This window comes from Furfurilactobacillus milii (assembly GCF_021654115.1).
Classification (GTDB): domain Bacteria; phylum Bacillota; class Bacilli; order Lactobacillales; family Lactobacillaceae; genus Furfurilactobacillus; species Furfurilactobacillus milii.
On sequence record NZ_JAIWJF010000006.1, the window covers coordinates 28,700 to 55,105 of the forward strand.

Genomic DNA, 26,406 nt, shown 5'->3' on the forward strand with positions numbered 1-26,406 from the left:
TTTAAGCCAACAAAATCATAAAAGAAAGGAGGCGCGTATCGTGCAAGTGTTTTCGCAAAGTACCAATAAACCACATGCGTATCGGTTCAGTGAGATCGACAACAAGTTACCATTCAACCCGGTTGAGTACGCCATCAGTACGGACGGTGTGAACTGGGTATCCTGCTTTGATGTTCCTGATTTGAAGAACGTTTATATGTATGACGCTGTGTTACCCGACCTAACACCAGCTGAAACGTATCAAGTGATTGGTCAACAAGACGGTCAAACGCTGATGGCTTCGCGTTATGATCAACGAGACATCGTGACGCAGTTCTATGCTTTTGGCGAAGATGAAAACGACCAGTCGCTAGGTTATCAAGCACTAGAACGTTTTCTATATGCTCGTGATGAGTATTGGATTACGTTTGCTAACCATGCTGGTTTGAAATTTAAGGTGAAAGCCAAGACGTTCAAGCCAACGTATCCCAACGACAAGGATTTCTATGCCACTGTGACGTTCAACAACTCTGCTGGGGTTGGTCAAACGTTGGGAACGACGCAACAGATAAATGACTTTGATTCACCAATCTGGGCGTTAGGCCAAGGCATTGAGATGACTGGTAGTGTGCCACAATATACGTTCAACACAGACAGTTTTACCGTGATGAACTTCGGTGACATTATGATCGAACCCGACATCAAGCAGCACCCGTTAGTGATTACGATCCATGCGAACGGCAAGCCGTCACTGACCAATCAGACGACAGGGCAAACGTTCACGTGTAATCGTCAAGTAAGTGCTGGGGATGAACTGAAATTGGCTGGCGTTAATCCGTTTATCAACGGCCAACAATGCGGCATTGATACGAATCACGGCATCATCTCATTACAACGTGGTGCTAATCAGTTCACACTGACCGACTGTACCGATGCCACTGTCAGTTTCGATACGCCGTTCTATTATGTTTAGTTATCCGTCATTGGTGGTGCGTGAACGTAATGGTAATAGCGAGGAACGATTGAACATCAATGATGCGCACGATTCGTTTCAAGATGCGTGGTCGCTGAACCAGTCGATGGAACTGTCGTTGACAGCACGACTGTTGCCAGGGTACACGTCTGCTTTCAATCTGTTACAAACACAGAACATGATTGTGTATGGTGGACAACAGTATGTCATTAAGCAGGCTAGTCCAGCCGTTGATGCTGGTATTTTGACTAATCAGGTCAAGGCTGTTCATATTATGTATGACGTGTTAAAGAATGTTCGTAAAGAGGATATTAATGCTGGTACGCTGACCTATTCGTTTCAAGATGCTTGCAGTCAATTTGTGAATGGCAACGATCAGGGTGTGACGGTTGATTATAATGGCAACTTTCAGTCAGTACAAATTGAAAACTTGGGAAACACGTCGTTTCTTGAATTCTTGACGAGCTATCTAGATAAGTTTGGTGCTGTCATGATACCGGATAACCTGCATATTCACTTTTATTCGCGTGACACGTTTCGTCATGAGACCAACAATATGTTTGTTTATGGTGGCAATACGGACACGGTTCATTTATCGACGGATTCGAGTAATTTGATTAACCAGTGCTGGTGCTATGGTAAGCCAGTTGATAACGAGAATAGTTCTTCAAACAATGACTTAACTAAGGGTAACTACCAGGTTAAGTTTTTGTTTTCCGATCAAGACAGTATCAACAAGTATGGTCTGCATCGTGGACCAGCTGTTTCCGATGAACGATTTACTGATCAAGGATCAATGCAACAGTACGTTCAATCAACTTTACAGACCGAACCAACGTTGCAACTGACGATGCAGTATCTCAGTCGAACCGTAATCAACAAAGGGGATGGCTGGTACTTACGTGCCCCTAGTGTTGGATTGGAACGTGAGGTCACAGTGACAGGCATTACTCAGAATCCGTATAATCCAGCATCAATGCCGACAATTACGTTAGACAACACGTCAGCAGCGCTCCGCAGTATCTCGTTAACATTGAGTAATCGAGTACGTGATCACGATAATCAAATAACTAATCTGACTGCGATTGCGAATAATATTCGCGTTAATGAAGAACATTTCCCGGGTTTAAAAACGATTGATGGAGGTGTGAGCGATGTCCAGTATCGACCAAACTCATAAAGAGTATCTTGCTCATCAAAATGGTACTGTGTACTGGCCTTTTACCGCTTGGGACGCTATTCTTGGGATACCGGATGGTTTGGTTGATAAGGACGAACTAGCTGCTGCCATCGCTAAGATTCCACAGCCAGACATGAGTGCCTACCTAACAAAGGATGCACTTAACGGCTATGTCGTAAAAGGTGAGTTGCCAGACTTTAGTAAGTTTGCGGCAAAAGCCGATATTCCAGATGTTAGCGGAATGGCAAAGCAGGCTGATTTAAGCCAGGTTGAGAACTATGCAATGTTTCGTAACCATTGGGTTCAAAAGTACCAAACAGTTGGCTATTCGCTAGACTCGAATGGCGAGGCAACAGTGCTAAGCCCCGATTCAAAAACGACCACTCTAATTGACTATGATCCGGCTGCACATCTTGTGTTTGTTGGCTGGGGAGCGGCAGTTGGTAAACAGGTGACCGTGGGATTTTTTGATAAGGATAAAAAGTACCTATCGTCAACTATCTGGACGATTACCAGTAAAGGTGCTGGTGATAATCCACGTTCAATAATCGAATTTTATAAGAACACACCAACTAACACAGCATTTATCAAAGTAAGCTGTAATTTCATGTCGAGTGCTGATTTGATGATTGTCAGCTCTGTATTTGATGATGCTGCGTGGATGGCCGCACCAGAAGATGTCCCTAATTTGGATGGCACGGTTGCTAAGCTATCGGATGGCAGAGGCGAGTATGGCAATAATGGTGATTTAAGATTAGATGGCACTGTCTATGCTGACGATATTAAGTTGAGCGGTAGTAGTGATCCGTTATCTGCAGTCATGAAACGAATTCAGGCAACAACGGGATCAGGTGCTTACTTGCCGGTTAACCAATGGAAGCCAGAGACACTGTATGATGTTTCTGGTCATAACGCTGTTGGTGCAGGGATGAAGTTGAGCCTTAACGATGTGAGTGCTAGTTTTAACACTATCCTGCATGTATTTGATGGCGCGGCAAACGACAAGTTAACATTGTCGTATGGTGGAGTTGGGTGGACTCAAAACATCGATGTGAATGAGAATCTAATTAATGGATCGAATAAATTTGACATAGATGCCTTAGAGCCAAAAACAAGTTATCCAAGCGGTGCTACTACTGTAACGATTCAGTATTCAAAAGGTATGGCGGGTGCGGTAGCGCTGTATCAACGCGATGTGGATGTGAATTACTACATTCCGCGATCTACGGACTGGATTAAGCCCGGCGTGGAGACACACTCCGTGACATTTACTCCACTAAACGGTTTTACACTAGGCGTTCCATTCACGTATGAGACAGTAAAATTTGGTCCAAACGCACAGTTGATTACCCTACATGGGAGCATACTGGTTGGTGGGACGATGGAGGCTTTTTCTTCAAGTACAATTGGCGTGTTTACAAATCTACCCAAACCAGCGACTAACCAATATGGAACCGTAGTTGGTAGCTCGACTGCTAGTGGTTGGGGCAAAGGATTCGTGGTCAACTTCGATTCTACTGGTACACAGCTTATTGCTGGGACACCTAGCGGAACTGGTAAAGGTGATGAAATCTATATCAACATATCATTTTGGAGTGAGGAGGCAGTAAATGATTAATCAATCTTATGTATTGGCTCGTCGCAAACCTTTCAATGAACGATTCGGTATGTTCTTGTGGCCATACGATCATTCTGGTTATAACGCTGTTTTCTTTAAAAAACAGCTGGATGCGGCCTTAGATTTAGGCGTTGGCCTAATCTCAATCGGTTCACGTCCAGATAATGCTAATGATGACGTTGGTGCTATTGATGGTGCGTTTGACATGGCACAGAACGCAGGCATGGCAGTCCGTACAACATTAGGTGCTGGTGCAGCACTGAATGGTGATGCAGTCGATTATCCTAATCATATCCACGATATGGACGATTGGAATAAGCGTTATGTGCAACATTTAGCCGGTCGCAACCTGATTTGGGATGCCTCTAACGAAGCAAATAACCCAGGATTTTGGTATGGTAAGTCATCGTACTATGATCATTCCTTGATTAAGGATTGGCTGAGTGTCGACAAGGTTTTGTATAACTACGTTCGTCAATACGACCCTGGTTCAATATTCTTAAACGGGGATTTGTACCGTGGCCCTTATGATTTGCAAAAGGGTCAATGGGCAGACGAATGGGATGTGATGGTTCAAGATGGCTTGATGAGTTTTGGCGAGGCAGTTTCTGTGCATCCGTACCTTGAGGATTCCAAGACTGGCTACCCCCATTCACCTGAATCGCTGTTGCAATACATGGCAACGCCAGATAACGCAACGCTGCCGCTAGTTGTCACGGAGTTTAGTTACAACCGTTCGACAATGGACGTTAACCAGCAGGCCAATTGGCTTGCACGGGCGTGGTTCATTTTTGACTATATGCAAGTACCATTTGTACTACATTACGGTTTTTGGGATGAATACCAGGACGATAATGGTGGTTACACAATTTTCGATCATGATTGGAACGCTTACCCAGCCGCAACTTCTCTGAAGTATTGGCTGCACGAGTTAAAAGGCTACTATTTCAATCAGCGAATCAGCGTTGGCAATGATGCTGCTGACTTTGTTTTCGATTACATTGAAGACACTGAACACAAGCTAATTGGTTGGACTAGCGGTGCTGATCATCAAGTCACGGTAAATGGCAATACGTATACGATTACGAATGCACCAAAATTGCTGGCAACGTATACTGCACCAATCAAACTGGCAACGGTTGATAATATCTGGCACTTGAAAGACACACTCAACACTGACTTCGGTCAGGTTGCACAGTTCACAACTGACTGCTTAACAAAGCTCAAAAGGATTTATCCTGATTTGGATGTCAGTGCTGATGTGGATTCAATTACTGCAACTACTTTGGGACGTGAGTTTCGTCTGCAAGTGATTCAGAGTTCACAGCAGTCAATTGAACTGCTAGAACAAGTCGCGACTGTAATTCGCAGAGTTGGTCATCAACTTCAACTAGTCAATGTGCCAATACCGCGAGCTTTGCTGCTACGTAAAGAAGACTACAATTCAATGATTGCAGCCCTCACACAAAACATTAACTTAATTGAACAATTCGTATAGTCCTCATTGAGGGCTATTTTTTATGGAGAAAAGGAGGAAACAAATGATTCCAAAAATTGATCCGACTAATCAAAAAAATGTCGTGGATGCTGCTTGGAACGGAATCTATGAGCAGGTCAATCTTAACCTGAACGGATCTGATCAAGAAGTGGCCATCAAGCAACTGAACGGTCGGCAAGGGGATAATCATCGGCCGGTGAACCTTCAGTTAGTCAAGAGCGATGGCAATAATGCGAACAACGTTATTCCATATAATTACGGTGCTCTATATCCACAAATTGTCGGTAAAGATGCTGAGGACAACACGCTTGAGTTCGGTGATGACTGGAACGCACAAGATCCTCAGTCTGGTTTTCTGAACATCAGTGTGCCAACACAAGCGTATGCAGCAGTTGGTCTGAGTAAGAATATGTATCTGCGCATGATTGACGAGAATGGTACCGTAGTTAGTTCAGTGCCAATCGTCTATGAGACTGAACAGGATTCTGCCATGTTGAGTAATCCCGAGGCTCAAACGTATATGCAGAAGGTCGACCAAATGATTGACCTGGTCAGTAACCGAATTGGTCCACTGTTGACGGCACTCGCAACTACTAAGCAATCAGCCGATATTACAGACGCTGACGTAAAAGACCTCGTTAAAAAGATTGCTGACAATATGGTTGGTGTTCTGTCTCGCGACCAAACGTGGACAGGTCATAATCAGTTTGAAGGTCTATTGACTGCTAAGATTTTGGATGCCGTTGGCACGATTCACATTAACGGGTTCGACATGCAGCAGCTCATCGACTTTTACAAGACGTTCAGTGACACCGGTTGGACGCATGACGCGACAGCTTGGTTGAATGGTGCTTACGCATGGAAAGGCACAAATGGCTTTTGGATGCGCAAAATTACCTTTATGGGCGTGCATCTAATTTTCATCTCGCTCGCCTGCTGGTTGCCAGATGGCTCGAATGGTGACATCCCCGTTGTGGCCATGCCACTTGATTGGGTCGGTGATGTGACTAACAACAACTACTTTGCTGTTCCAATCTGGGGTGTTGCCAACGGTTCAGCGGCTGCGTTTGGGGCTAGCATTAATCCGTCTGCACAGTTGGTCATTACGGCAAATGGCGGCAAGAACATCGGTGTTAACAGCACCATGCTGTACGTCAACTAAGGAGGTCAAATATGGATAACGCACAAACTCAAAAAGTTCCACAAGTACCGATGTATTTTGCTGACAATCATGGTCACTTGCGGTCAAAACTTGTTCCGCAGGATTACGTTTGCCAAGCCTATGAAACACTGGAAACACCGGCAAATTCACCGTATGAACCAGTTACAGTTGCTAATGGTCACGTTACCGGTGTAACGCAAGAGGAACACGAGGCATGGCAAAAGCAGCAACCTGATTATGTTGAACCAACGCCACCTGAACCGACTGACGAACAAAAAGGCCTAACGGCACTGGCTGTGGAAAATGCTCAGCTCAAACAGCAGCTAGGCCAATTACAACAGTCGGTTACAGCATTGGCGCAGACAGCACCAATAACAGGAGGTAGCAAATAATGTTTATTGTATTCAATTTTGCATTTAATTCTTGGCACACCATCGACACGGACGGCTTGAAACAGCAAGTACAACGTGGCGCAATCACGGCTGATGAATTTAAACAGATTACTAATATTGACTACGTGGCGTAGGTTGAAGTCCGAAATAGGGAGATGAAGTAATGATTACAGAAAAGGAATACCTTGTGGTTGGATCAGTGTTTACCGTCTCTTTTTTAGCTGCTTCGTTAGTTATATTCTCTTTGCTCTTTTAGTGAATTTGTGCTGATAATAGAACAAATGGGTGTCCTGAACCGTATAAACGAATTTACCGTTGAATTGAGACTGGCATCCAATGTCAATGACATGGTGTTAATGGGTATTGTGTCAATCGCACAGGGCCTTCGCGTTTTGACAAAGCTAGACAAGGCTAGCATTCAAGGCGCACTGAATAGACTCAAGGAAGTCTATGATATACACTCGACTGAAAGTACGATGCCACCTGATACGGATACGGAAAAAATATTTAATTTATAACGATTTAAGCATTCAATAAGTGCTTTTTATTTTACCCAAAATTAGAGAGAGGTGAGGCCATGTGCTAGTCAGATTTTTCAAGAATCATTTTTGGGTTGAACAAGGCACCGAAACCTTGTGGATGGCCTGGTACCTAGAATACTTTCAAAACTCTTTTGCAGCACATGATCATCTGTGGATTGACAGCATGTTCGGCCACCTAGATGATCCGTGGGTACCGATGATTCTAACGGCAATTGGAATTTTCGCACTGATTGTCGGTATCTGGGATTTGCACAGATTCTACGCTCGCCAAATTATGGCTGGCAGCCTTCAATTCGTGTGGACACTGTTTGCTGTGGCTTTCGTTTGGCATGACCTTCACACGGGTATGTTAGGTTGGATGACTGGTATCAGCGTCATTGTCTGCATCAGAATATTTGTGAATTACATCAAGCCAACGTTTCATGGCAAGATGTTAGAAAATGAAATTAAATTGGTAAACGGCGGTGATAAGCGTGAATGAAATTACTATTGCGCTGATTACTGCTGTTGTAACCGCAATTGCAACGATTGGTGCTCAATGGCTAGTGAACAAGAGCAACGTTAAAGTGGCCAACATCGAATCATACCCAGACATGGCAGAACAATTAAGTAAGGCGATTGAACAGAACCTTGCCATAAATGCAAAACTGACTGAAGCAACTGAAAGACTTAGTGATGCGACTGCTCAAACGAAACAATCAAATGAAAACTTGGTCAAGGCTACTGCCGTCATTCGTGAAATGGTCGACGAGGTCAAACGCATTGGTGGTGACGCCTCTGTTGGCATTGCATACCTAAAGGAGAGAAATAATAATGAACAGTAATTTTTGGAATGATTTATTGACGCTCGGTGTAGTCACTGGGCTTTTTTCATGGTTTTATTTTGGCTTGCTGTCACCAGCAGTCCATCAGTGGATTGCGACGCAAAATGCTTCTAAGGCCAAACAAGTTGAGGAGTTGTTGATTACTCTAGCAGACACCGCTGTACGTGGCCTATCAGTCAATCTGGCTGCTACTGGTGCTGACAAGAAAGCCGAAGCTGTTAAGCGAGTTAACTCTGCATTACTGGCTAAGGGTATCAACGTTGATACACAAAGAATTGCTGACACGGTTGAACGGTCATTTCAAGGCTTTGCACAAACAAATGCGCCGGCACTTGCCAATGCCCAGTCAGCCTACGAACGGCAATCAGCTTCTGCAGCTGCACAATTGTCAGCTGCTCAAAGCGCTGATAGTGTTGCGACTAGTGCGCCAACTGGTCTGAATCCGACAATGGGAGCGACTGCACCATCATCGACAGCTAGTCCATTAACTTCGAATGCACCTGAAAGTGGGGCGACAACTAATGGCCAATCTGTTCAATGATGTAGCCGTTTTTCAACGCGACGACTTGGCATTTTTTCAAGAATTAGCAGCCAAGGGTTCTAAAGCCGTAATCATCAAATTGACGCAAGGCAACTGGTACGTTAATCCTAAGTTCGTTAACCAATACAACAATGCACAGGCAGCTGGTTTGCGGGTGCACGTCTACCATTACTTTACCGGCCAACCGAATGAAGCACAGTGGTTGATTGCCAACATCAAATCTATGGGAATTAGTGGTGATCCTATCAATATCTTGAATGACGTTGAAGATCCTTCACTGATTTGGAATCCAATGTTTGCGGTTAATCTGTTCACACAACAGATGATCGACGCTGGTTATGGAGCTGACATCAACTGGACGTATGGCCCCGCTTCGTGGTTTAAAGAAGGCCGTTTAGTGAAGAGCCAGCTGACCGCTAAGCATATCTGGCCGGCTTCTTATGGCACATCGCAACCCGGCGTTGATGATGCCGAAGCGTGGCAGTACACAGATAACTTCGGTGGCATATCAGTTGACGCTTCGTATGACTTTAGCGGTCTACTTACTTCTGGTCAGACACAGACAACAGGTAAGTGGGTTAATGGATCACGAGGCTGGTGGTATCAAAACGCTGACGGTTCATACCCTACAGGATGGTCACAGATTGACGGCCAATGGTTCTACTTTGATAGTAATGGTTGGATGCAGATTGGTTGGCAGCTAATCAATGGTTCCTGGTATCTACTGGATAGTAGCATTGACGGCCATCAGGGTCAGATGTTGACAGGCTGGCAATTCGTTAACGGTCACTGGTACTACCTGAACGACCAAGGGCAGTTGCAAGCTGGTTGGCTTAGCATTGATGGTAACTGGTATTACAGCGACCCTTCATCTGGTGCTATGCTGTCTTGGTGGCAATTGATCAACGGCAACTGGTACTTCCTAGACAGCCATGGTGTCATGGCCACTGGATGGTACCAAGTTAGTGATAAGTGGTATCTGTTTGATGATCAAGGTCATTTGTTGAGTAATTGGCAAGCCGTTGATGGCAAGTGGTACTATCTTGACCCAACCGACGGTCATATGGTTACTGGCTGGCTGCAGTATCAGAATCAGTGGTACTTGTTAAACAACGATGGATCAATGGCAACTGGTTGGGCGTCACAGCCAACGTGGTATCACATGGACGACAATGGTGTGATGCAAACCGGTACGCAAACCATTGACGGTAAGCAATATGAGCTTGATGACAATGGAAAAATGAAATAACTGAATAATAGTTTTGCTTATAATTTAGGCGCTCATTCCGTAATTGGAGTGAGCGCCTTTTTTAAATTGGTATATCTTTATTATCTCCTGTGAAACATTTCTATATAACATGTGCCAATACTTATTTGTAAATGGCAAATGAAAGTAATAAAAAATATAAAGTCGATTGATATAGGATTAGTGTGTGAAACAATTCTAAGTATTCAAATAAAAAATACTATTGGTATCGTTAATTATACGGTACACTGTAGGCGTAGGTAATTTACACATGGGAGGCTATTAGAGTGAACAATGACAGCTTAACAATTGATACAGTTGCAAATTGGATGTTATCACAGGATTCTATGACGCCCAAGAAACTTCAAAAACTTGCTTACTACTTCGAAGCCTGGGGATGGGCTTTACTTCATAGATCCGTTATTTCTGATACACATTTTGAGGCTTGGGCTCATGGTCCAGTTTCACCGGAATTATGGCGTGAATACCATGCTTATGGTTGGAATAAAATAGATAAAGAAGAAACGGCACCTGGGATAGATAATCAGGATTTAAACGATTTGTTAGAAGCAGTATGGGTTACGTATGGAGATAAGTCGGCCAATGAATTAGAAGCATTAACACATACTGAAACACCTTGGATTAGAGCCCGTGGTGGGTTAAAAGATGGTGATCGATGCAGTACACCTATCTCTGATGGGGATATGGAACGTTATTATGCATCAATCTACAATGGTGACTAATGTCACACAAGAGTCTCAAAAAGTTAACTGATAAAGACCAGGCTCCGACTACTGGAATCGTAAGCAAGTTAACAGACAAAGATCATAGTAGTGTTAAATTCAAACTTTCGATTGAGGGCACGCTCGATTCAAGTTATGGCTTTAAAAATCTAAGAACAACTGATGCCAAGGCATTCTCTCAGTTTCTTATAAAGACAGTTGGAAGAGAGTTAACCATTACGCAAGCGGAAGATTTGTTTTTAAGAACTGATGGGCCACATGGGCCAAAAAATGAAGAAGAATTTTACGGTGAGACTAGGAAAATGATGCATTTTGATAATGGTTCTCGTGATTTCAGAATTCATGGGTATTACAACGATGACTCATATTTTGTAATTTGCAGAATAGATCCTCATCATAAATTCAAATATTGAAATGAGCCCTAACTTCCATTATCGGAGGTTAGGGCCTATTTTTGTGCGCTCAGAGAGCACATGTTCATTCAATAGACGGATAAAGTTGGTAACGAACGAACGTTACGATGCGTCGCTATTCGTCCCATCTGCGCTTCTTTTGAATCTCTCGTTGTGACTCCGGCCAAACTTGACCTGTAAAGCCAGTGTATTCGATAGTTAATTGAATCTTATTCTGGATAGCATTAACAACTTCTTCAAGATATCCCAGATCATGAACCTTAATACTGTGTAAAGGAATAGAGTGCTGACGCTTTCCTTTTGGCAGTGTAATAAAGAAGAAGTTATATTCCTTGTCGTAGATATTATCAACGATGTTAATTCTGTATTGTGTATGTGGTAAACGCTTGAATAACGGTTCAATTCTTTCCAGAATAAGGTCTGCTTCATTATTCATTTGATTACTTCCTTTTTTAATATTGATGGGTTAATTATACGAACGGATGTTCTGACATTCAAGAATAAAAATGACGAACTTAATTATCAAGTTCGCCGTTTTATCGCTATGTATGTCGACCTGTCTTTTTTATTTTCGTGACCAGTTCGTGACTTTTCACATTTCATATGCCTTGAATTCGCCAGTATCAAGGTGTTTGGAGTACGGTTGTGTGCCCACCTGTTGCATTTTTGTATCATCGGTTTATTGCCAGCTGATAAGCGGCGAATGTATAAGTATAGTTTTTCGTTTTAAAATAAGCTGATAAATTTGGCTAAAGTACAAACAGGGATTGCTCCCAACAGCAATTCTTTTTTATTTTGGCCTCGTATTCAAGAAAACAATTGTTTTTAATTTCTGGGACATAGGTCAGCATTTTTCTTAATTTCTATTTTGAGCTCTAAAGGAACTTTAAAAATAAGTCGCTGAGTTCCGGTCAAGGCGTCTTTTTTGGTACAATAAGTCTAGTTTGAAGTTCGCTTATTGAGGAGTGTTCACATGTGGAAGAAGATTGTGGCAACATTTGCCGTTTTGGGGTTATTGATTACACTAGCGGCTTGTGGTCAGAAAAGTTATGCAGGCGTTCAGGTTTCGGAGAAAAAGTATGAACGGGTTCAATCGGAAAATGACGACATCAAAACATTGGTAACGGCGCTACAAAAATTTCGGTATGATGATGATAAAAGCGTCGATACTGTGTATAAGGCTGCTGACAAGCTGAATCAGGAGTTGCGCCCTGGACTTAGTGAAGCACAGAAAAACCAATTAGGGGTTGCTCTAGGGGATGGTGCAACAGGTGTGAAGGGCATTGTCAAAGCAGCGGTTAGCAAGCAATACAATTTTGACGATGAGGTTGCATCTCAATTTCATGCTAATTTCCGTATTGTGTTCGACTTAGCCTCATTTTCAATCGGTAACTCAGTTCAACAACGTAGCAAGATTGAAACACAGATGCGAAAAGACACCAACGCGGACACAGAACTCTATAAAATCGGTACACAGGAGTAACCGTTTATTAACGATTTGGTAAAAGATGACATAAATCTCTTAAGAAGGCTTAAAAATTGAATATGAGCATCTGTGATTGATAAACTGGAAACAGTTACTTAATCAAGTTAAGGGAGGTTTTTAGATGGTTGCCGTATTGATTTTATCCATTGTTTTGATCGGAAGTGGCGTGTGGGAATTGATGGGTCGTTCGTCAGCATCGCATCTGTCAACTAACCGTACAACCGCTCAACCAGATCATCGTCAGCATTAGTTTGTTTGAAAAATCGACTATTAGCTCCTTAATGTAGTGTGAAACCAGTGTGTTTCCACTGCGTTTTTTGTTACAATTAAAAACGGCTGAGATGTTTTGCCAGAAAAAGGACTTGAAGCATTTGACGCACCGGGTCTTCTCTGGTAAACTCTTACTGTTGTATTTGTGGACTTCCCACACTGCAACCGCGCAAAATAAGTTTTAAGTTTTCTCTGTTTAGGCAGTGAAACGCTTATCTTTGGCGAGTCTAAGAAACTTTTAAGGAGGTGCACAACGTGTACGCAATTATTAAAACTGGTGGTAAGCAATACAAGGTTGAAAAGGGTTCACCTATCTTTGTTGAAAAGCTTGATGCAAAGGAAGGCGACAAAGTTACCTTTGACGAAGTTGTGTTAGTTGCTAGCCGTTCCATTAAGATCGGAACACCATATGTTGATGGTGCTTCAGTTACTGGAACTGTTGAAAAGCAAGGCAAGGAAAAGAAAGTTGTTACTTTCAAGTACAAGCCTAAGAAGAACCAACACACTAAGACAGGTCACCGTCAACCCTATACGCGTGTCATGATTGATGAAATTGCTGGCGCAACTTCATCAAAGAGCGCTGACGCAGACAAGTAAACAACTACGAAACCACGCTAAGCTATTATGATTAAAGTTGATATTTCGAGAAATGCTAAGCGCCAACCGGTTCGGTTTGTTATGACTGGCCATGCAGGTGCTGGTGATTATGGTGAAGATATTGTTTGTGCGGCAGCCTCTGTGCTGGCGATTACCACTGTTAACGCATTGGATGAAATTGCTGGGGTCCACCCGACAGTTTCATCAGATGATGACAATGGTGGCTTCTTGGAAGTGGTTATCAATGATCGCAATCAAGCAGTTGAAACAATTTTAGCCACATTTATTTTAGGCATGACGCAAGTTGCACAGAAATACACTCAATTCGTTACGATTAGTGATGGTCACATTAACTAATGGAGGTGTAACCACATGTTATTGGATATGAACTTACAATTTTTCGCTCACCATAAGGGAGGCGGATCTACTGCCAACGGTCGTGACTCTGCTGGTCGTCGTTTAGGTACTAAACGTGCCGACGGTCAAAAGATCAACGCTGGTTCCATAATCTACCGTCAACGCGGAACTCACATTCTGCCAGGTATGAATGTTGGTCGTGGTGGTGATGACACACTGTTTGCTTTGACAGATGGTGTTGTTAAGTTTGAACGTAAAGGTAAGGATCGCCGTCAGGTGTCCGTTTACCCTGCCGCTGAAGCAGCAGAATAACAATCGATCAATAAACGGGCATAATGTTAAGGCATTGTGGCCGTTTTTTGTTTGATTTAATTAGTGATGAGGAGCGATAGCATGGGACAAAAACGGATTGCTAAGGTTCAAGGTATTTTGGATCAATTACATTTAGATGCTTTTTTGGTCACGGATGAGTTTAATCTACACTATTTAACAGGTTTTGCTAATGTTGGTGGTGACGGATGTTTATTAATTACTGGCGATCAGTCTTTTATGATTACCGATGCTCGGTATGAAACCGAAATGAAGGCTGAATTAGATCCACAAATCACATTAATGATTACGCGTGACTATTATGGAACAGTTGTTAAGCTAGCTGCAGACCAAAATCTTAGTGTGATTGGGTTTGAAGACACATTACCATACGTTATTTGGTCTATGTTAGATGAGCAACTTGCCGCTGATTTTGTTGGACTACATGCAGTGGTTGATCATTTGCGAGAAATTAAAGATGCCGACGAGATTGCTAAGTTACGTCGTGCGATTCGGTTGTCATGTGAAGGTTATGATGCGCTGTTGCCGAATGTTCACGTTGGCATGACAGAAATTGAAGTGGCCAATAAGTTGGATGCTTGGATGCGCGCGCATGGTTCGACCGGGCCTTCGTTTGATACAATTGTTGCCAGTGGCTATCGTTCTGCAGAACCGCACGGGTCAGCTACGACAAAGAAACTCGCTAAGGGCGAATTGGTCACTGTTGATTTTGGCTTCTACTTCGACGACTATACGTCTGACATCACTCGCACATTTGCGTTAGGGCAACCAGATCCCGAGTTAGTGGATATTTATAATCTAACTAAGACGGCTAACCAGGCAGTTATTGATGCAATCAAGCCTGGCGCAACCGGCGCTCAATTGGATGCTGCAGGTCGTGATTTGATTAAGGCGGCCGGATATGGCGCCGAGTTTAATCACGGCATGGGACATGGCATTGGTTTGAATATTCATGAAGAACCTCAAGTTTACGGACCAAGAATTCCTTATGCCATTCAAGCTAACCAGATAATCACTGTTGAACCAGGGATTTATCTGCCAAACCTTGGTGGCGTCAGGTTGGAAGATGATGTTCTGGTGACGGAAAATGGTGCTGAGGTGTTAACAACCTCCTCTAAGGACTTAAAGATTTTGTAGTCGTTTAAAATTGCCAACTATTGCAACGACGGGATGCGTTACTGTATACTGAACAAGAATGAATTTTAACAAGTGTCATATTTGGGCGTTTTGTGTGCCCAATATGCCTTTAGGAGGAACAATTATGTCAATCTCTACTGCAGACTTTAAAAATGGTCTGACGATTGAAGTTGATCACGCTATTTGGCGGATCGTTGAATTTCAGCATGTTAAGCCCGGTAAGGGTGGCGCCTTTGTGCGTTCAAAGTTGAAGAACTTACGGACAGGTGCCGTTCAAGAAAAGACTTTCCGTGCCGGTGCAAAGATGGAATTGGCTGAAATCAGCCAAGCTACCATGCAATATTTGTACAACGATGGTTCGAACTACGTCTTCATGAACACTGAAACTTATGACCAAGTTTCAATTCCAAACGAACAGATGAAAAATGCTGCTAAGTACCTGTTGGAAAACATGGAAGTTAGCGTAACCTCATTTGGTAACGAAATCTTGGGTGTTGAAGTACCAAACACGGTTACTTTAACGGTTAAGGAAACTGAACCCGGCATTCGTGGCGATACTGCTACTGGTGGCTCAAAGCCAGCAACAATGGAAACTGGTTTAGTTGTTCAAGTGCCATTCTTCGTGAATGCAGATGATAAATTGATTATCAACACACAAGACGGTTCTTACGTTTCAAGAGCTTAGTTTGGATTGGAGGCCATTATGCCTGAAGTCAATAACATTACCTTAAATCAACCAGCTGATGCACTAGGTAGCATTGAAATTGCATCGGATGTTCTGGAGATTATCGTTGGTGTTGCGGCTAGCCAAGTAGACGGTGTTAACCGGATGCGTGGTACGATTGCGAATAATGTTTCGGAGTTGTTTGGCCGTACTGAACACAGCAAGGGTGTCAAGCTGAGCGTTAATGATGGCGAGATTTCTGCTGACGTCTTTGTCTACCTAGACTATGGTGTTAATGTGCCTAAGGTAGCCTTGGAAATGCAGGATAAGGTCAAACAACAAGTTACTTTGATGACGGAATTGCCAATGGGTGAGGTTAATGTTCACATTGTTGGTATCGTTCCGGAAAAAAATGATTCTGATATTGATCCAGATGACATTTTTGGTGACCGCGCCGCTGCCACTGGCGACGACGAACAAACGACCAGCAAAGATGGTGACTTGTAGTGAGCTTAAATAGACATCAGATTAGAAAAATTGCATTTCAAGTGTTGTTTGCAAAACATATGAATGCAGATGCAAATGTGGAAGATCTGTATCGTCAATTAATTCCGAGTCAATCAGATCAACCCACTGTGGTGCCTGAGTATTTAGTCACATTGGTAAATGGTGTGACTGAAAAGGAAGCTGAACTTGACGAACAGATTAGTCCGTTGTTAGCAAACAAGTGGTCCATTTCTCGATTAGCCAATCCTGATTTAATTATTTTAAGATTGGGTCTGTATGAGATGGAGTACTCTGCTGAAGTTCCCACACGTGTCGCTCTTAATGAAGCCTTGGAGTTGGCAAAAGAATTTTCTGATGACAATTCACGACGATTCATTAACGGGGTTTTATCAAAGCTTTTTGATAAAGCAGATGCTTCTTCTGCGGAATAAAGTTGAATAACGATGTCATTAATTGGGACCATGAGGTCTGAATTAATGGCATCTTTTTTTTGCAACTTCGCTAATTTCTCAATGAAAATGCGTATGTAATGAGTATCTAAAACACACAGTGAATGTGTTAAAATTATTCAGTATGAACGAATAAAAGTGTGAATTTAAAAAGTTAGGGGCAGTTTTATGACAGCAATAAAAATTGATGGTCGTGCGACCGCTAAAAAAATAAATGCGCAGTCTGCTGAGAAAACACGGAAGTTGACGCAAAAAGGTGTCATTCCGGGATTAGCTGTCATTATGGTGGGAGATGATCCTGCTAGTGCCATTTACGTTCGAAATAAGGAACGCAAGGCTGCCAAGTTGCAGTTTAATTCTGTTGTGAAGCATTTGCCGGCCGATGCCTCACAAGCCGAGGTCATTGCCCTAGTCCAGCGCTACAATGAGGATCCGCAAATTCATGCGATCTTGGTACAATCACCATTGCCTAGCCATCTTGATGAGGAAGCAGTGGTGATGGCGATTGATCCACGCAAAGATGTTGACGGTCTGCATCCCGAAAACTTGGGTCAATTGTTTGCTCAAGTTGGTGAGAACTTTCCTGTTGCGTGCACGCCGAAGGGTATCATGACGCTACTTTCTCAGTATCAGATTTCACTACCAGGTAAACGCGTCGTGATGGTTGGGCGTAGCCGATTAGTTGGCAAACCATTATTAGCGTTGCTTAATAACGCTAATGCGACGGTAACATTGGCTCATCGGCATACGACAGATTTAGCGGGGCTAACCCGTTCTGCGGATATTGTCATTGTGGCGGTTGGACAGGCTGATTTAATCACTCGTGAAATGATTAAGCCAGGCGCTGTCGTCATTGATGTGGGCATGAATCGTGACGAAAATGGTCAACTCACTGGTGATGTTGCAAAGGATGTTGAGGACGTTGCTGGTTATTTGACACCTGTACCTGGTGGCGTTGGTCCGATGACGATTGCGACGTTAATGCAACAAACGATTCAGTTAGCAGCATGGCAAACCGGACAAGTGGTGGATTAAATGACAGATCGTGAAGATTATCTATCCGTTACAACGTTGACACGTTACCTTAAACGAAAATTTGATGCTGATCCTTACCTTGGTCGTGTGTATCTAACAGGAGAAATTTCCAATTTTCGTCCGCGACCAAATGCCCATCAGTATTTCAGTTTGAAAGATGACCATGCCAAAATTAACGCAATTATGTTTAAATCTGCCTTTGCAAAGGTGAAATTTCAACCTGAAGAAGGTATGAAAGTTCTTGTGACTGGCCGGATTTCGTTGTACGAGCCATCCGGTAGTTATCAAATTTATGTTGAGCGGATGGAACCAGATGGTGTCGGTGCCTTGTATCAAGCTTATGAGCAATTAAAGCGTAAGCTAGCTAGTGAGGGTTTGTTCGAGCGTCGTCAACGGCCATTGGTTAAGTACCCAAAACGAATTGCGGTTATCACGAGTCCATCTGGGGCTGTTATTCGTGATATTATTACAACTACCCGTCGACGTTATCCCATTGCCCAGCTAGTGTTATTTCCAGCACTAGTTCAAGGTGATGCAGCGGCTGATGATATTGTCCAGCGCATTCAACAGGTGAATGAACTTGGCACATTTGACACCCTGATTATTGGTCGTGGTGGTGGTTCTATAGAAGATTTGTGGCCATTTAATGAGGAGCGTGTGGCGCGCGCAATTGCGGCTAGCGAAATTCCCGTCATCTCGTCAGTGGGTCATGAAACGGACACGACAATTGCCGATTTAGTGGCGGATGTGCGAGCGGCCACGCCTACTGCGGCTGCTGAGTTAGCTACACCTGTGCTGTCAGAAACATTGTTGGCCATTTCACAATTACAAGGTCGATTATTTCAAGCGATGACTAGCCAAATCCAGTTAGATCGTCAGCGGTTGGAACAAGTTCGCCAATCTTACGTATTCACGCAACCACAGCGTCTGTACGAAGGTTATACGCAGCGTGTGGCACAACTTACCGATCAGTTAATTAATGATCAACGACAGTTATTGAATGCTAAACAACAGCAGGTGGCAACCGTTCGGGCCCGCTTGAGCGCGCATTTATTAACGGCCCGTGTGAAAAACGGTCGTCAACAGGCAGATGCGTTAAACCACGAGCTTCTGAGCGTAAGTGTTAACATGATCAGAACGAAAAAAACGCAGTTACATGCTCTGATTAATCAATTGGATTTATTGAGTCCACTAAAAATTATGACGCGCGGATATAGTTATGTAACGGTTGAAGGTCAAGTTGTTAAAACAGTTGATCAGCTGTCTGAAAAGCAGGCCGTTACGTTACACTTAGCAGATGGTCAAGCAGCGGCCACAATAAATAGTGTGGATAAGGAGAAAGACTAACATGGCAGAGGGAAAAAAGACACAACCAACGTTTGAAGAAAACCTTACAGCGCTTCAAGCAATCGTAACAAAATTGGAGCAAGGTGACGTACCGCTAGAAACAGCGCTAACTCAATTTCAACAAGGGGTTACGTTGAGTAAGCAGTTACAAGATACTTTGGACAATGCAGAAAAAACGTTGACTAAGATGATGAATGATAATGGTCAAGAGGTTGATTTTGAGGCTGCTCCCGATTCGGCAACAAATCATGAATAAAAAATTACGTAGTTTCGAACAAGAATATGTGCCAAAAATCAATCGGTTATTGGATGAAAAATTAGCAACCAGTGCTAATCAGTCGTTGCTAGGTCAATCAATGGCTTATTCCGTTAAGGCCGGTGGCAAACGGTTACGACCATTACTGACGCTGGCAACAATAGTGAGTTTGAATAAAGAAATTACGGCAGCTGAAATGCAAGCAGCGGTGGCTGTCGAATTGTTACACACGTATTCGTTAATTCACGACGATTTGCCCGCGATGGATAATGATGATTTACGTCGTGGTCAAGCAACAAATCATAAAGTGTTTGGCGAAGACATTGCTATTTTGGCCGGTGACGGACTTCAAGCGTTGGCCTTTGACTGGCTAGCGACAGCACAGTTAGATGCCTCAATCACAATTCGTTTGGTGCAAAAGCTAGCTGTCGCAGCGGGGCCTAAAGGAATGGTTGCAGGCCAAGTAGAAGATGTTTCGACTACTGGCAAGCGGATTCCACTGGCTCAATTACAAGCGTTGCACAAAAGTAAAACGGGTGCACTCTTGGAGTACGCGGTTATGGCGGGCGCCGTCATGGGTCACGCAACCGCTGAACAATGTCAACATTTTGCTCGTTTCGGCGCAGCGTTTGGGTTGGCATTTCAAATTTATGATGATATTTTAGATGAAACTGCAACGGCTGAGCAGCTAGGCAAGACGCCCAATAAGGATGAGGTTGAGGGCAAAAACACCTATCCACGGTTGATTGGGTTGCCTGCTGCACGGCAAGCGTTAAACGCCAGTATTGAGGATGCTCGGCAGGCTTGTGATGGGCTGTCAGACAGTGGAGCCGATGGAAACATCCTTAGCGCGTTCTTGAGCTATTTTGAGGGTTAGAAAGGGAAAAAACACATGGAAAAACAACGTGTCGACATCCTGCTTGTTGAGCAGGGAGTATTCACGTCTCGTGAGCAGGCCAAGCGGGCGGTAATGGCCGGTGAGGTGCTAGGAAAAAATGAAGAACGATTAGATAAACCGGGTGAGCGAATTCCAACAGATACGGAATTGCATATTAAAGGCGATCCGATGCCGTACGTGAGCCGAGGCGGTTTTAAACTAGCCAAGGCACTTAAAGTGTTTAACATTGATGTAACTGGCAAAACAGTGCTAGACATCGGCTCTTCCACGGGCGGTTTCACCGATGTTATGTTGCAAAATGGTGCTGTCCGCTCATATGCGCTAGACGTTGGCAGCAATCAGTTGGTGTGGAAGTTACGCGAAGATCCGCGTGTCGTTGTTATGGAACATACGAATTTCCGTTATTCGAAACCTGCGGACTTTACCTTTGGTCGGCCAACATTTGCTAGTATTGACGTATCCTTTATTTCATTACATCTCATCTTGCCTAACTTGAAAACAATTTTGCAGCCTCAAGGCGAAGTGGTTGCGTTGATTAAACCACAATTCGAGGCAGGTAAAAATAATGTTGGTAAGCACGGCATTGTTAAAGACCCAAATGTGCATGAATCTGTTCTGAATGATATTGTCTCCTTTTCATTGGCAACAGGTTATTCTGTTACAGGACTGGATTTTTCACCAATTAAGGGTGGCGAAGGAAACATCGAGTTTTTAATCCATCTTGTGAATACAGACGGAGAGGGACAACTGTCGCCAAATGTGTCCGTGAAGGAAACGTTGACGTCAGCTTATGCCCAACTGAATCAAAAGTAGAGGGTGGATCGTTCATGAAAAAACGGGAACGGCAGGCAATCATTCGGCGCGTTATCGTTAATAATGCTGTTCATACGCAGACAGAATTGGTGCTTTTGTTAGACCGAGAGGGACTTGATGTTACACAAGCGACAATCTCGCGAGATATTACTGAGATGCAATTGATTAAGGTGCCTGACGAAAATGGGCGCACGTATTACACGTTTTCTACTGACCGACCAATCGATGGTGAGAGTAAGTTGCGGCGAAACTTAAATGGCAATGTTATTGATATGACCATTAATAATCAATTTTGTTTGCTTAATGTACTGCCAGGAAACGGCCCGGTTATTGCTAGTTTAATCAAACAGATGAATTATGATGAGGTTTTTGGTGTGTTAAGCGATGACAGTACCGTTTTGATTATTGCCTCAACGATTGATCATGCTGTGCAAGTTCGTTCAAGACTGGCCGAGTTGGGTGCGGAATAAGTTAAGTTTTAGACATACCACGATAGGGTCCCTAAACGAGGGCTTAAGGAGCAAGGAATGCTACAGGAATTATCCATTAAGAACTTTGCAATTATTGAAAAATTGAATATTGCCTTTGATGATGGAATGAGTGTTCTGACTGGTGAAACAGGTGCGGGTAAATCCATCATTATTGACGCTGTTGGTTTACTGGCCGGTGGCCGGGCTTCCGTTGACTTTATTCGTAAAGGGGCAACCAAAGCGTCGATACAGGGATTATTCGTGCTACCAAAGTCTTCTGTCACTTTTGAAGTGTTGTCAGACCTTGGTATTGATCATGCTGATCAACAGGTGGTTATCGATCGAGAACTGAATAAAAACGGGCATAATACTAGTCGTGTTAATGGCACATTAGTTAATACCACCACTCTCAAACGCATTGGGGAGACAATGGTCGATATTCATGGTCAGAACGAACATCAAGAATTGATGCAGCCAGAAAAGCACTTACAGTTGTTAGATGAGTACAGGCCTAACGCTTTAGCTAAGTTGAAGCAAACGTATACAGATAAATATGATGAATACCGGCGCTTGCGTAAGCTGGCAATTGACAAACGTGACCACGCCCAAGAATGGGCGCAGCGAGTCGATATGTTGACATTTCAGGTGCAAGAAATTCAAGATGCCAATCTGTCACCCGATGAAGAGGACACGTTGATTACAGAAAGAGACCGTTTGGCCAATTATCAAAAAATTGTGACAGCCTTAGAAAGCAGTCATGAAGCCATTGATGGTGGTGAAGATGGTTCAGCCTTGGATCGTATTGGTGTCGCAATGGCAGCTATGCAAGAAATCGCCACATTAGATCCTGAATATCAGGCATTGTCTGACACAATTGCGAGTGCCTACTATGGGCTTCAGGATGCAACTAATGGTCTTTCTTCACAACTTGATAATCAGGAGTTTGATGAAGGACGTTTAGATGAAATCGAAGCACGTCTGGAGGTTATTCACCAATTAAAGCGTAAGTACGGAGATTCTGTACCCAAGGTGTTGGCCTATTTTGATAAAATCAAAGTTGAATTGGATCGTATGCAGGGTGATCAGGATGATGATCAGACATTGATGACCCAGTTGAACAAGGCTAAGACTGCGGTGCAAAAAGCAGGCAATGAGCTTAGTGAAATGCGACAAAAATTGGCTAAGCAACTAGAGGAAGATGTTCACGAACAATTGAAAGCTCTCTATATGGAGAAGGCCGTTTTTAGTGTACGGTTTTTGAAACATGAAGAAACGCCATTCTTTACGACTGGGATTGATAATGTTGAATTCTATATTCAAACAAACCCTGGTGAAGATCCCAAGCCATTGGCCAAAACCGCCTCTGGCGGAGAACTTTCGCGGATGATGCTGGCATTGAAGACGATTTTTTCTGAAAACCAAGGTGTGACAAGTATTATTTTTGATGAAGTAGATACTGGTGTTTCAGGGCGGGTTGCTCAGGCCATTGCAGAGAAAATTATGGTAATTGGTCGCCACTCTCAAGTTTTGTGCATCACTCACTTACCGCAAGTTGCCGCGATTGCGGATCATCAATTTTATATTCAGAAGCAGATCAATAAAGGACGCACTAAGACTAGTGTTGATAAGTTGACAACTGCTAAACGGGTAACTGAACTAGCACGGATGTTGGCCGGTACGACTGTGACAAAATTGACAACTGAACACGCCTCAGAGTTGTTGAAAATGGCAGACGCAGAAAAAAAGCAGTTAGCTGAATCATAAGGTATAGTAGTTGGGCTGACGATATTTAAAATTAAACGAAAACAAAAAGCACTTGCGTTAATAGTTCCTGATCAGATACTCAGGAACTATTAACGCAAGTGCTTTGTTTTATACAACTGGGGTAATGTTATTCTTCAAATCCGCAATCAATAGTCACTAAGGCTTAAGCAACCATCAAGCCGAAACAGATTTGACGAATTTGTTCTGGCAAAACTAAATAAGTTTTGTCAGTTGCGTGATTGGTAATCGTCAGAATGTCTTGGTCCTGCCTAAGAGTACCAGTAACTGTCGTGAGTTTCTTGGCAAACGGGTTTGATGGTTGGTTTAACATGATTGAGACAACCGCATGCTGTTTAAGCGCACAATCAAGGTGGGTAATAATCACGTCAGACGAAAACTGTGGATGACGTAGTGTATCGCCACGTTCTGCGGTGAAGAAGCTTCTAATACGCTGACCAAAAGAAAGACGACTATGGTGTGAAAGAACCGATGAATGGCGAATACTATGATGAAGTGTTGATTTTGTCATCACAGGGTTGATATAAGTATTTGGCATTAATTGTTCCATAGTCGTGGCCTCCGAAATTTCGTATCGTTCGTCATTAAGAAAATGATGAAAACAGTTGAATTGTTTTTCTAACGTTCGACAATCCGTTCGTGATAGCGAACGTTTGTTTGACTATTTATATTATACGAACACGCGTTCAAAAATGCAAACATAAATTTCAATTCTGTTAAAAAGCTTTTGTAAAGGGACACTTTTCACGCAAAAGTTTCTAAAACGGCGTATTTAGCGGCAAATGTCGTAGTTGAACGCTTGAAATCGACGCCAAAAAAGTGCAAAATAATTGTTAAATTCTTTTTTAGGTTATAGATGAAAGGAACGAAGCAGTCGATGCCGAAACGTGGAATGTTAATTGTTCTTTCTGGTCCATCAGGGGTTGGTAAAGGAACAGTTCGGAAAGCAATGTTTGACCAGGGAGGAACTGATTTTCAGTACTCCATTTCAATGACTACCCGTCAGCCACGGGAAGGTGAAGTAAACGGAAAAGACTACTTTTTTGTGAGCAAAGAGACGTTTGAGCACAACATTGAAACGGGTGAAATGCTCGAATATGCTCAGTACGTTGATAATTATTACGGCACACCAATGCAATATGTTAAGGATACCTTAGCTTCTGGAAAAGATGTTTTTCTTGAAATCGAGGTCAACGGTGCCATGCAAGTTCGTGAGAAGATGCCTGACGGAGTATTTATATTCTTAACCCCGCCGGACTTAATGGCGTTGAAACAACGGCTGGTCGGTCGTGGTACAGAAACCATGACAGTTATTAACGAACGCATTCACCAGGCCGTTACGGAAATTAAAATGATGCGGAACTATGATTACGCAGTCGTTAATGATAAAGTGGATCTTGCTGTTGATCGGATCCGCGAAATTATTAGAGCGGAGCGTTTGCGGGTGCCTAGGGTTTACCCAGACTATGCGCAAATGTTAGAATCAAAGCAGGTTACCGAGACGGAAAATGGGAAGGACGCTTAAATTATGATTTTATATCCATCAGTAGATAAGCTTTTAAAGAAGGTTGACTCACGTTACTCACTGATTATGTTGGCTTCCAAACGTGCACATGAGTTAGACGCTGGCGCACAGGAATTATTGCCACATTATCAATCAGTTAAGTCTGTCGGCAAGGCGCTTGAAGAGGTTGAGGCTGGTGAAGTCACAATTGATCCTGACCACGAAGAAGACTTGGGTACTTCAACACCTAAACCAACTGTTCAACAATAGCGTTCTTTAAAAAGAGAGTTAAGCAACAAGTTCAGTTTAAAAATTAATCTTTATCACACGATGATTCTATTCCTAAATTGTAGGAATAGGGTCATTTTAGTTTCGGCTTCTATTAAATGATTGTTAGTGCTGTCTGGTCCTTGCGAATTGGCGCTACTGCCGTTTGAAACCTAATAAATAATAATCCAAGGGTAAGACTTCGGCTTTCACTCACTGACAATTCACAAATAAGAGACTTCAAAAAATCTTGACTGGAGGGAGTCAAACAATGCCTTTTTTTCCAGAATGCGCTATGCTTAAAGGGTAGTGAAAACGAGGGGGTTGTTCTCATGAACACGGAAATTAAAGCAGTTGTTTTTTTTGATTTAGATGGAACACTGTTTGATGATCAAAAAAATGTCCTGCCTGAAAGCATTGCCGCGATAAAGGAAATGCAGCAACACGATATTTTGCCAGTGATTGCAACAGGCCGTAACATCTTTGAGATTCAGGACGTATTGGACGAAACGGGCATTGACACGGTGGTTAGCGCCAATGGGTCGTACGTTCAGTATCGTGGTAAAGAGTTATTCCGCGAAGCAATTGATCAATCGCTTATCGAATCATTCACAGCGTTTGCAAATGAACAGGGTGACGCGGTCGCTTATTACAACAATGAAGGCTTTGCACTGACCAAGACAACGGATGATATCGTTAACAACTATAAGGCGCTGCGTTTATCGATTACGGTGGATCCGGAATACTACCTTAAGCATCCCATTAACTTTTTAAATGTTTTCAACCGTGACAAGGAAGATCTCTATAACGAGCATTTTGCCGGTCAATTAACCTTGGTGCGAAATAATCCGGTCTGTTTGGATACCATGAAGAGCGGTGTTACCAAACGAAGCGGATTAGAAAAATTGCTTCAACAGGCTCATTTGGAAGGTATTCATACTTATGCTTTTGGGGATGAATTAAACGACCTTGAGATGTTTGCTAGCGTTGATACAGCCATTGTTATGGGAAACGGTAATCCCCGTGATAAAAAGGTCGCCGATTACATTACTACGACGAACACAACGGATGGAATTGTTAACGGCTTAAGGCACTATCAACTCATCGCGAGTAAATGATGCCGATA

The 26,406-nt window shown here is 43.1% G+C and carries 34 protein-coding genes and 1 other annotated feature; of the genes, 32 read left to right on the forward strand and 2 right to left on the reverse strand.

The annotated features are described in order from the left end of the window. Positions 1 to 40 precede the first annotated feature (40 nt). The 13 genes from LDK34_RS08265 (at position 41) to LDK34_RS08325 (ending at position 11,111) form a co-directional block, all read left to right on the forward strand. Positions 41 to 952 (forward strand): phage tail domain-containing protein, encoded by a 912-nt coding sequence (locus LDK34_RS08265; protein ID WP_236941698.1) that lies wholly within the window; start codon positions 41 to 43, stop codon positions 950 to 952. Then, entirely contained in the window at positions 945 to 2,132 is a 1,188-nt protein-coding gene (locus LDK34_RS08270; protein ID WP_236941699.1) for a phage tail protein, read from the forward strand. Before LDK34_RS08265 ends, LDK34_RS08270 begins: the two co-directional genes overlap by 8 nt. Further along, positions 2,107 to 3,750: a hypothetical protein gene (locus LDK34_RS08275; protein ID WP_236941700.1), complete on the forward strand. Its 1,644-nt coding sequence runs from the start codon at positions 2,107 to 2,109 to the stop codon at positions 3,748 to 3,750. The genes LDK34_RS08270 and LDK34_RS08275 overlap by 26 nt, the downstream gene beginning before the upstream one ends. Then, positions 3,743 to 5,248 (forward strand): hypothetical protein, encoded by a 1,506-nt coding sequence (locus tag LDK34_RS08280; protein ID WP_236941701.1) that lies wholly within the window; start codon positions 3,743 to 3,745, stop codon positions 5,246 to 5,248. Before LDK34_RS08275 ends, LDK34_RS08280 begins: the two co-directional genes overlap by 8 nt. Before the next feature lie 43 nt (positions 5,249 to 5,291). Next, entirely contained in the window at positions 5,292 to 6,410 is a 1,119-nt protein-coding gene (locus LDK34_RS08285) for a BppU family phage baseplate upper protein (protein ID WP_236941702.1), read from the forward strand. Positions 6,411 to 6,421: 11 nt separating this feature from the next. After that, positions 6,422 to 6,802 carry a hypothetical protein gene (locus tag LDK34_RS08290; RefSeq protein WP_236941703.1) on the forward strand — a complete coding sequence of 127 codons (381 nt, stop codon included), beginning with the start codon at positions 6,422 to 6,424 and terminating at the stop codon, positions 6,800 to 6,802. Then, complete coding sequence (locus tag LDK34_RS08295; RefSeq protein ID WP_178943130.1) at positions 6,802 to 6,936, forward strand: XkdX family protein; 135 nt, start codon at positions 6,802 to 6,804, stop codon at positions 6,934 to 6,936. The genes LDK34_RS08290 and LDK34_RS08295 overlap by 1 nt, the downstream gene beginning before the upstream one ends. A 445-nt stretch (positions 6,937 to 7,381) precedes the next feature. Continuing rightward, a complete protein-coding gene (locus LDK34_RS08300; protein ID WP_236941704.1) occupies positions 7,382 to 7,825 on the forward strand; it encodes a hypothetical protein in 444 nt (147 codons plus the stop codon). Further along, positions 7,818 to 8,168 carry a hypothetical protein gene (locus tag LDK34_RS08305; RefSeq protein WP_057810719.1) on the forward strand — a complete coding sequence of 117 codons (351 nt, stop codon included), beginning with the start codon at positions 7,818 to 7,820 and terminating at the stop codon, positions 8,166 to 8,168. Before LDK34_RS08300 ends, LDK34_RS08305 begins: the two co-directional genes overlap by 8 nt. After that, positions 8,158 to 8,709 carry a phage holin, LLH family gene (locus LDK34_RS08310; RefSeq protein ID WP_057810717.1) on the forward strand — a complete coding sequence of 184 codons (552 nt, stop codon included), beginning with the start codon at positions 8,158 to 8,160 and terminating at the stop codon, positions 8,707 to 8,709. The genes LDK34_RS08305 and LDK34_RS08310 overlap by 11 nt, the downstream gene beginning before the upstream one ends. Beyond that, positions 8,690 to 9,958 (forward strand): GH25 family lysozyme, encoded by a 1,269-nt coding sequence (locus LDK34_RS08315; protein ID WP_236941705.1) that lies wholly within the window; start codon positions 8,690 to 8,692, stop codon positions 9,956 to 9,958. The genes LDK34_RS08310 and LDK34_RS08315 overlap by 20 nt, the downstream gene beginning before the upstream one ends. Before the next feature lie 284 nt (positions 9,959 to 10,242). Beyond that, entirely contained in the window at positions 10,243 to 10,698 is a 456-nt protein-coding gene (locus tag LDK34_RS08320; RefSeq protein WP_236941706.1) for a Panacea domain-containing protein, read from the forward strand. Beyond that, on the forward strand, positions 10,698 to 11,111 hold the full coding sequence (locus LDK34_RS08325) for an MAG6450 family protein (protein WP_236941707.1): 414 nt from the start codon (positions 10,698 to 10,700) through the stop codon (positions 11,109 to 11,111). The genes LDK34_RS08320 and LDK34_RS08325 overlap by 1 nt, the downstream gene beginning before the upstream one ends. 115 nt (positions 11,112 to 11,226) lie before the next feature. On the opposite strand, the gene LDK34_RS08330 is transcribed toward LDK34_RS08325, so the two are convergent. Further along, positions 11,227 to 11,547, reverse strand: a complete 321-nt coding sequence (locus tag LDK34_RS08330; RefSeq protein WP_236941708.1) for an acetyl-CoA carboxylase — start codon at positions 11,545 to 11,547, stop codon at positions 11,227 to 11,229. A gap of 537 nt (positions 11,548 to 12,084) precedes the next feature. Here LDK34_RS08330 and LDK34_RS08335 point away from each other — a divergent pair. The 16 genes from LDK34_RS08335 (at position 12,085) to recN (ending at position 23,491) form a co-directional block, all read left to right on the forward strand. Continuing rightward, positions 12,085 to 12,594 (forward strand): LptM family lipoprotein, encoded by a 510-nt coding sequence (locus LDK34_RS08335; RefSeq protein WP_236941709.1) that lies wholly within the window; start codon positions 12,085 to 12,087, stop codon positions 12,592 to 12,594. 124 nt (positions 12,595 to 12,718) lie between these two features. Beyond that, complete coding sequence (locus tag LDK34_RS12615; protein WP_017261755.1) at positions 12,719 to 12,847, forward strand: hypothetical protein; 129 nt, start codon at positions 12,719 to 12,721, stop codon at positions 12,845 to 12,847. Positions 12,848 to 13,020: 173 nt separating this feature from the next. Next, positions 13,021 to 13,106 (forward strand) — a sequence feature (ribosomal protein L21 leader region). Positions 13,107 to 13,122: 16 nt separating this feature from the next. After that, positions 13,123 to 13,464: a 50S ribosomal protein L21 gene (rplU, locus tag LDK34_RS08340; protein ID WP_017261756.1), complete on the forward strand. Its 342-nt coding sequence runs from the start codon at positions 13,123 to 13,125 to the stop codon at positions 13,462 to 13,464. 27 nt (positions 13,465 to 13,491) lie between these two features. After that, positions 13,492 to 13,821, forward strand: coding sequence for a ribosomal-processing cysteine protease Prp (locus LDK34_RS08345; protein ID WP_161003274.1), 330 nt, complete (start codon positions 13,492 to 13,494; stop codon positions 13,819 to 13,821). 15 nt (positions 13,822 to 13,836) lie between these two features. Next, the gene (gene rpmA / locus LDK34_RS08350) at positions 13,837 to 14,133 is read left to right on the forward strand and encodes a 50S ribosomal protein L27 (protein ID WP_017261758.1); all 297 of its coding nucleotides are present in this window, start codon (positions 13,837 to 13,839) and stop codon (positions 14,131 to 14,133) included. An 81-nt stretch (positions 14,134 to 14,214) separates the two neighbouring features. Then, a complete protein-coding gene (locus LDK34_RS08355) occupies positions 14,215 to 15,288 on the forward strand; it encodes a M24 family metallopeptidase (protein WP_236941710.1) in 1,074 nt (357 codons plus the stop codon). Between the two features lie 124 nt (positions 15,289 to 15,412). Next, a complete protein-coding gene (efp, locus tag LDK34_RS08360) occupies positions 15,413 to 15,973 on the forward strand; it encodes an elongation factor P (RefSeq protein ID WP_017261760.1) in 561 nt (186 codons plus the stop codon). Positions 15,974 to 15,991: 18 nt separating this feature from the next. After that, positions 15,992 to 16,459, forward strand: a complete 468-nt coding sequence (locus tag LDK34_RS08365; protein ID WP_236941711.1) for an Asp23/Gls24 family envelope stress response protein — start codon at positions 15,992 to 15,994, stop codon at positions 16,457 to 16,459. Then, on the forward strand, positions 16,459 to 16,890 hold the full coding sequence (gene nusB / locus LDK34_RS08370; RefSeq protein ID WP_017261762.1) for a transcription antitermination factor NusB: 432 nt from the start codon (positions 16,459 to 16,461) through the stop codon (positions 16,888 to 16,890). The genes LDK34_RS08365 and nusB overlap by 1 nt, the downstream gene beginning before the upstream one ends. Positions 16,891 to 17,076: 186 nt before the next feature. Continuing rightward, complete coding sequence (gene folD / locus LDK34_RS08375; protein ID WP_178942602.1) at positions 17,077 to 17,943, forward strand: bifunctional methylenetetrahydrofolate dehydrogenase/methenyltetrahydrofolate cyclohydrolase FolD; 867 nt, start codon at positions 17,077 to 17,079, stop codon at positions 17,941 to 17,943. Further along, on the forward strand, positions 17,944 to 19,290 hold the full coding sequence (gene xseA / locus LDK34_RS08380; protein ID WP_178942601.1) for an exodeoxyribonuclease VII large subunit: 1,347 nt from the start codon (positions 17,944 to 17,946) through the stop codon (positions 19,288 to 19,290). 1 nt (position 19,291) lies between these two features. Next, positions 19,292 to 19,546: an exodeoxyribonuclease VII small subunit gene (locus tag LDK34_RS08385; RefSeq protein WP_178942600.1), complete on the forward strand. Its 255-nt coding sequence runs from the start codon at positions 19,292 to 19,294 to the stop codon at positions 19,544 to 19,546. After that, a complete protein-coding gene (locus tag LDK34_RS08390) occupies positions 19,539 to 20,423 on the forward strand; it encodes a polyprenyl synthetase family protein (protein ID WP_178942599.1) in 885 nt (294 codons plus the stop codon). Before LDK34_RS08385 ends, LDK34_RS08390 begins: the two co-directional genes overlap by 8 nt. Before the next feature lie 15 nt (positions 20,424 to 20,438). Beyond that, positions 20,439 to 21,257 (forward strand): TlyA family RNA methyltransferase, encoded by an 819-nt coding sequence (locus LDK34_RS08395; protein WP_178942598.1) that lies wholly within the window; start codon positions 20,439 to 20,441, stop codon positions 21,255 to 21,257. Between the two features lie 14 nt (positions 21,258 to 21,271). Continuing rightward, complete coding sequence (locus LDK34_RS08400) at positions 21,272 to 21,727, forward strand: arginine repressor (RefSeq protein WP_178942597.1); 456 nt, start codon at positions 21,272 to 21,274, stop codon at positions 21,725 to 21,727. Between the two features lie 57 nt (positions 21,728 to 21,784). After that, positions 21,785 to 23,491 (forward strand): DNA repair protein RecN, encoded by a 1,707-nt coding sequence (gene recN, locus LDK34_RS08405; protein ID WP_236941712.1) that lies wholly within the window; start codon positions 21,785 to 21,787, stop codon positions 23,489 to 23,491. A gap of 163 nt (positions 23,492 to 23,654) precedes the next feature. Here the strand turns inward: recN and LDK34_RS08410 are convergent, their stop codons facing one another. Beyond that, complete coding sequence (locus tag LDK34_RS08410) at positions 23,655 to 24,059, reverse strand: hypothetical protein (RefSeq protein ID WP_178942595.1); 405 nt, start codon at positions 24,057 to 24,059, stop codon at positions 23,655 to 23,657. Between the two features lie 327 nt (positions 24,060 to 24,386). On the opposite strand from LDK34_RS08410, the gene gmk reads away from it, so the two are divergent. From gmk to LDK34_RS08425, 3 genes are all read left to right on the forward strand, one after another. Further along, positions 24,387 to 25,034 (forward strand): guanylate kinase, encoded by a 648-nt coding sequence (gene gmk / locus LDK34_RS08415; protein ID WP_017261771.1) that lies wholly within the window; start codon positions 24,387 to 24,389, stop codon positions 25,032 to 25,034. Between the two features lie 3 nt (positions 25,035 to 25,037). Beyond that, entirely contained in the window at positions 25,038 to 25,283 is a 246-nt protein-coding gene (rpoZ, locus tag LDK34_RS08420; protein WP_178942594.1) for a DNA-directed RNA polymerase subunit omega, read from the forward strand. 329 nt (positions 25,284 to 25,612) lie between these two features. Continuing rightward, positions 25,613 to 26,398, forward strand: coding sequence for a Cof-type HAD-IIB family hydrolase (locus LDK34_RS08425; RefSeq protein ID WP_161001422.1), 786 nt, complete (start codon positions 25,613 to 25,615; stop codon positions 26,396 to 26,398). Positions 26,399 to 26,406: the final 8 nt, after the last annotated feature.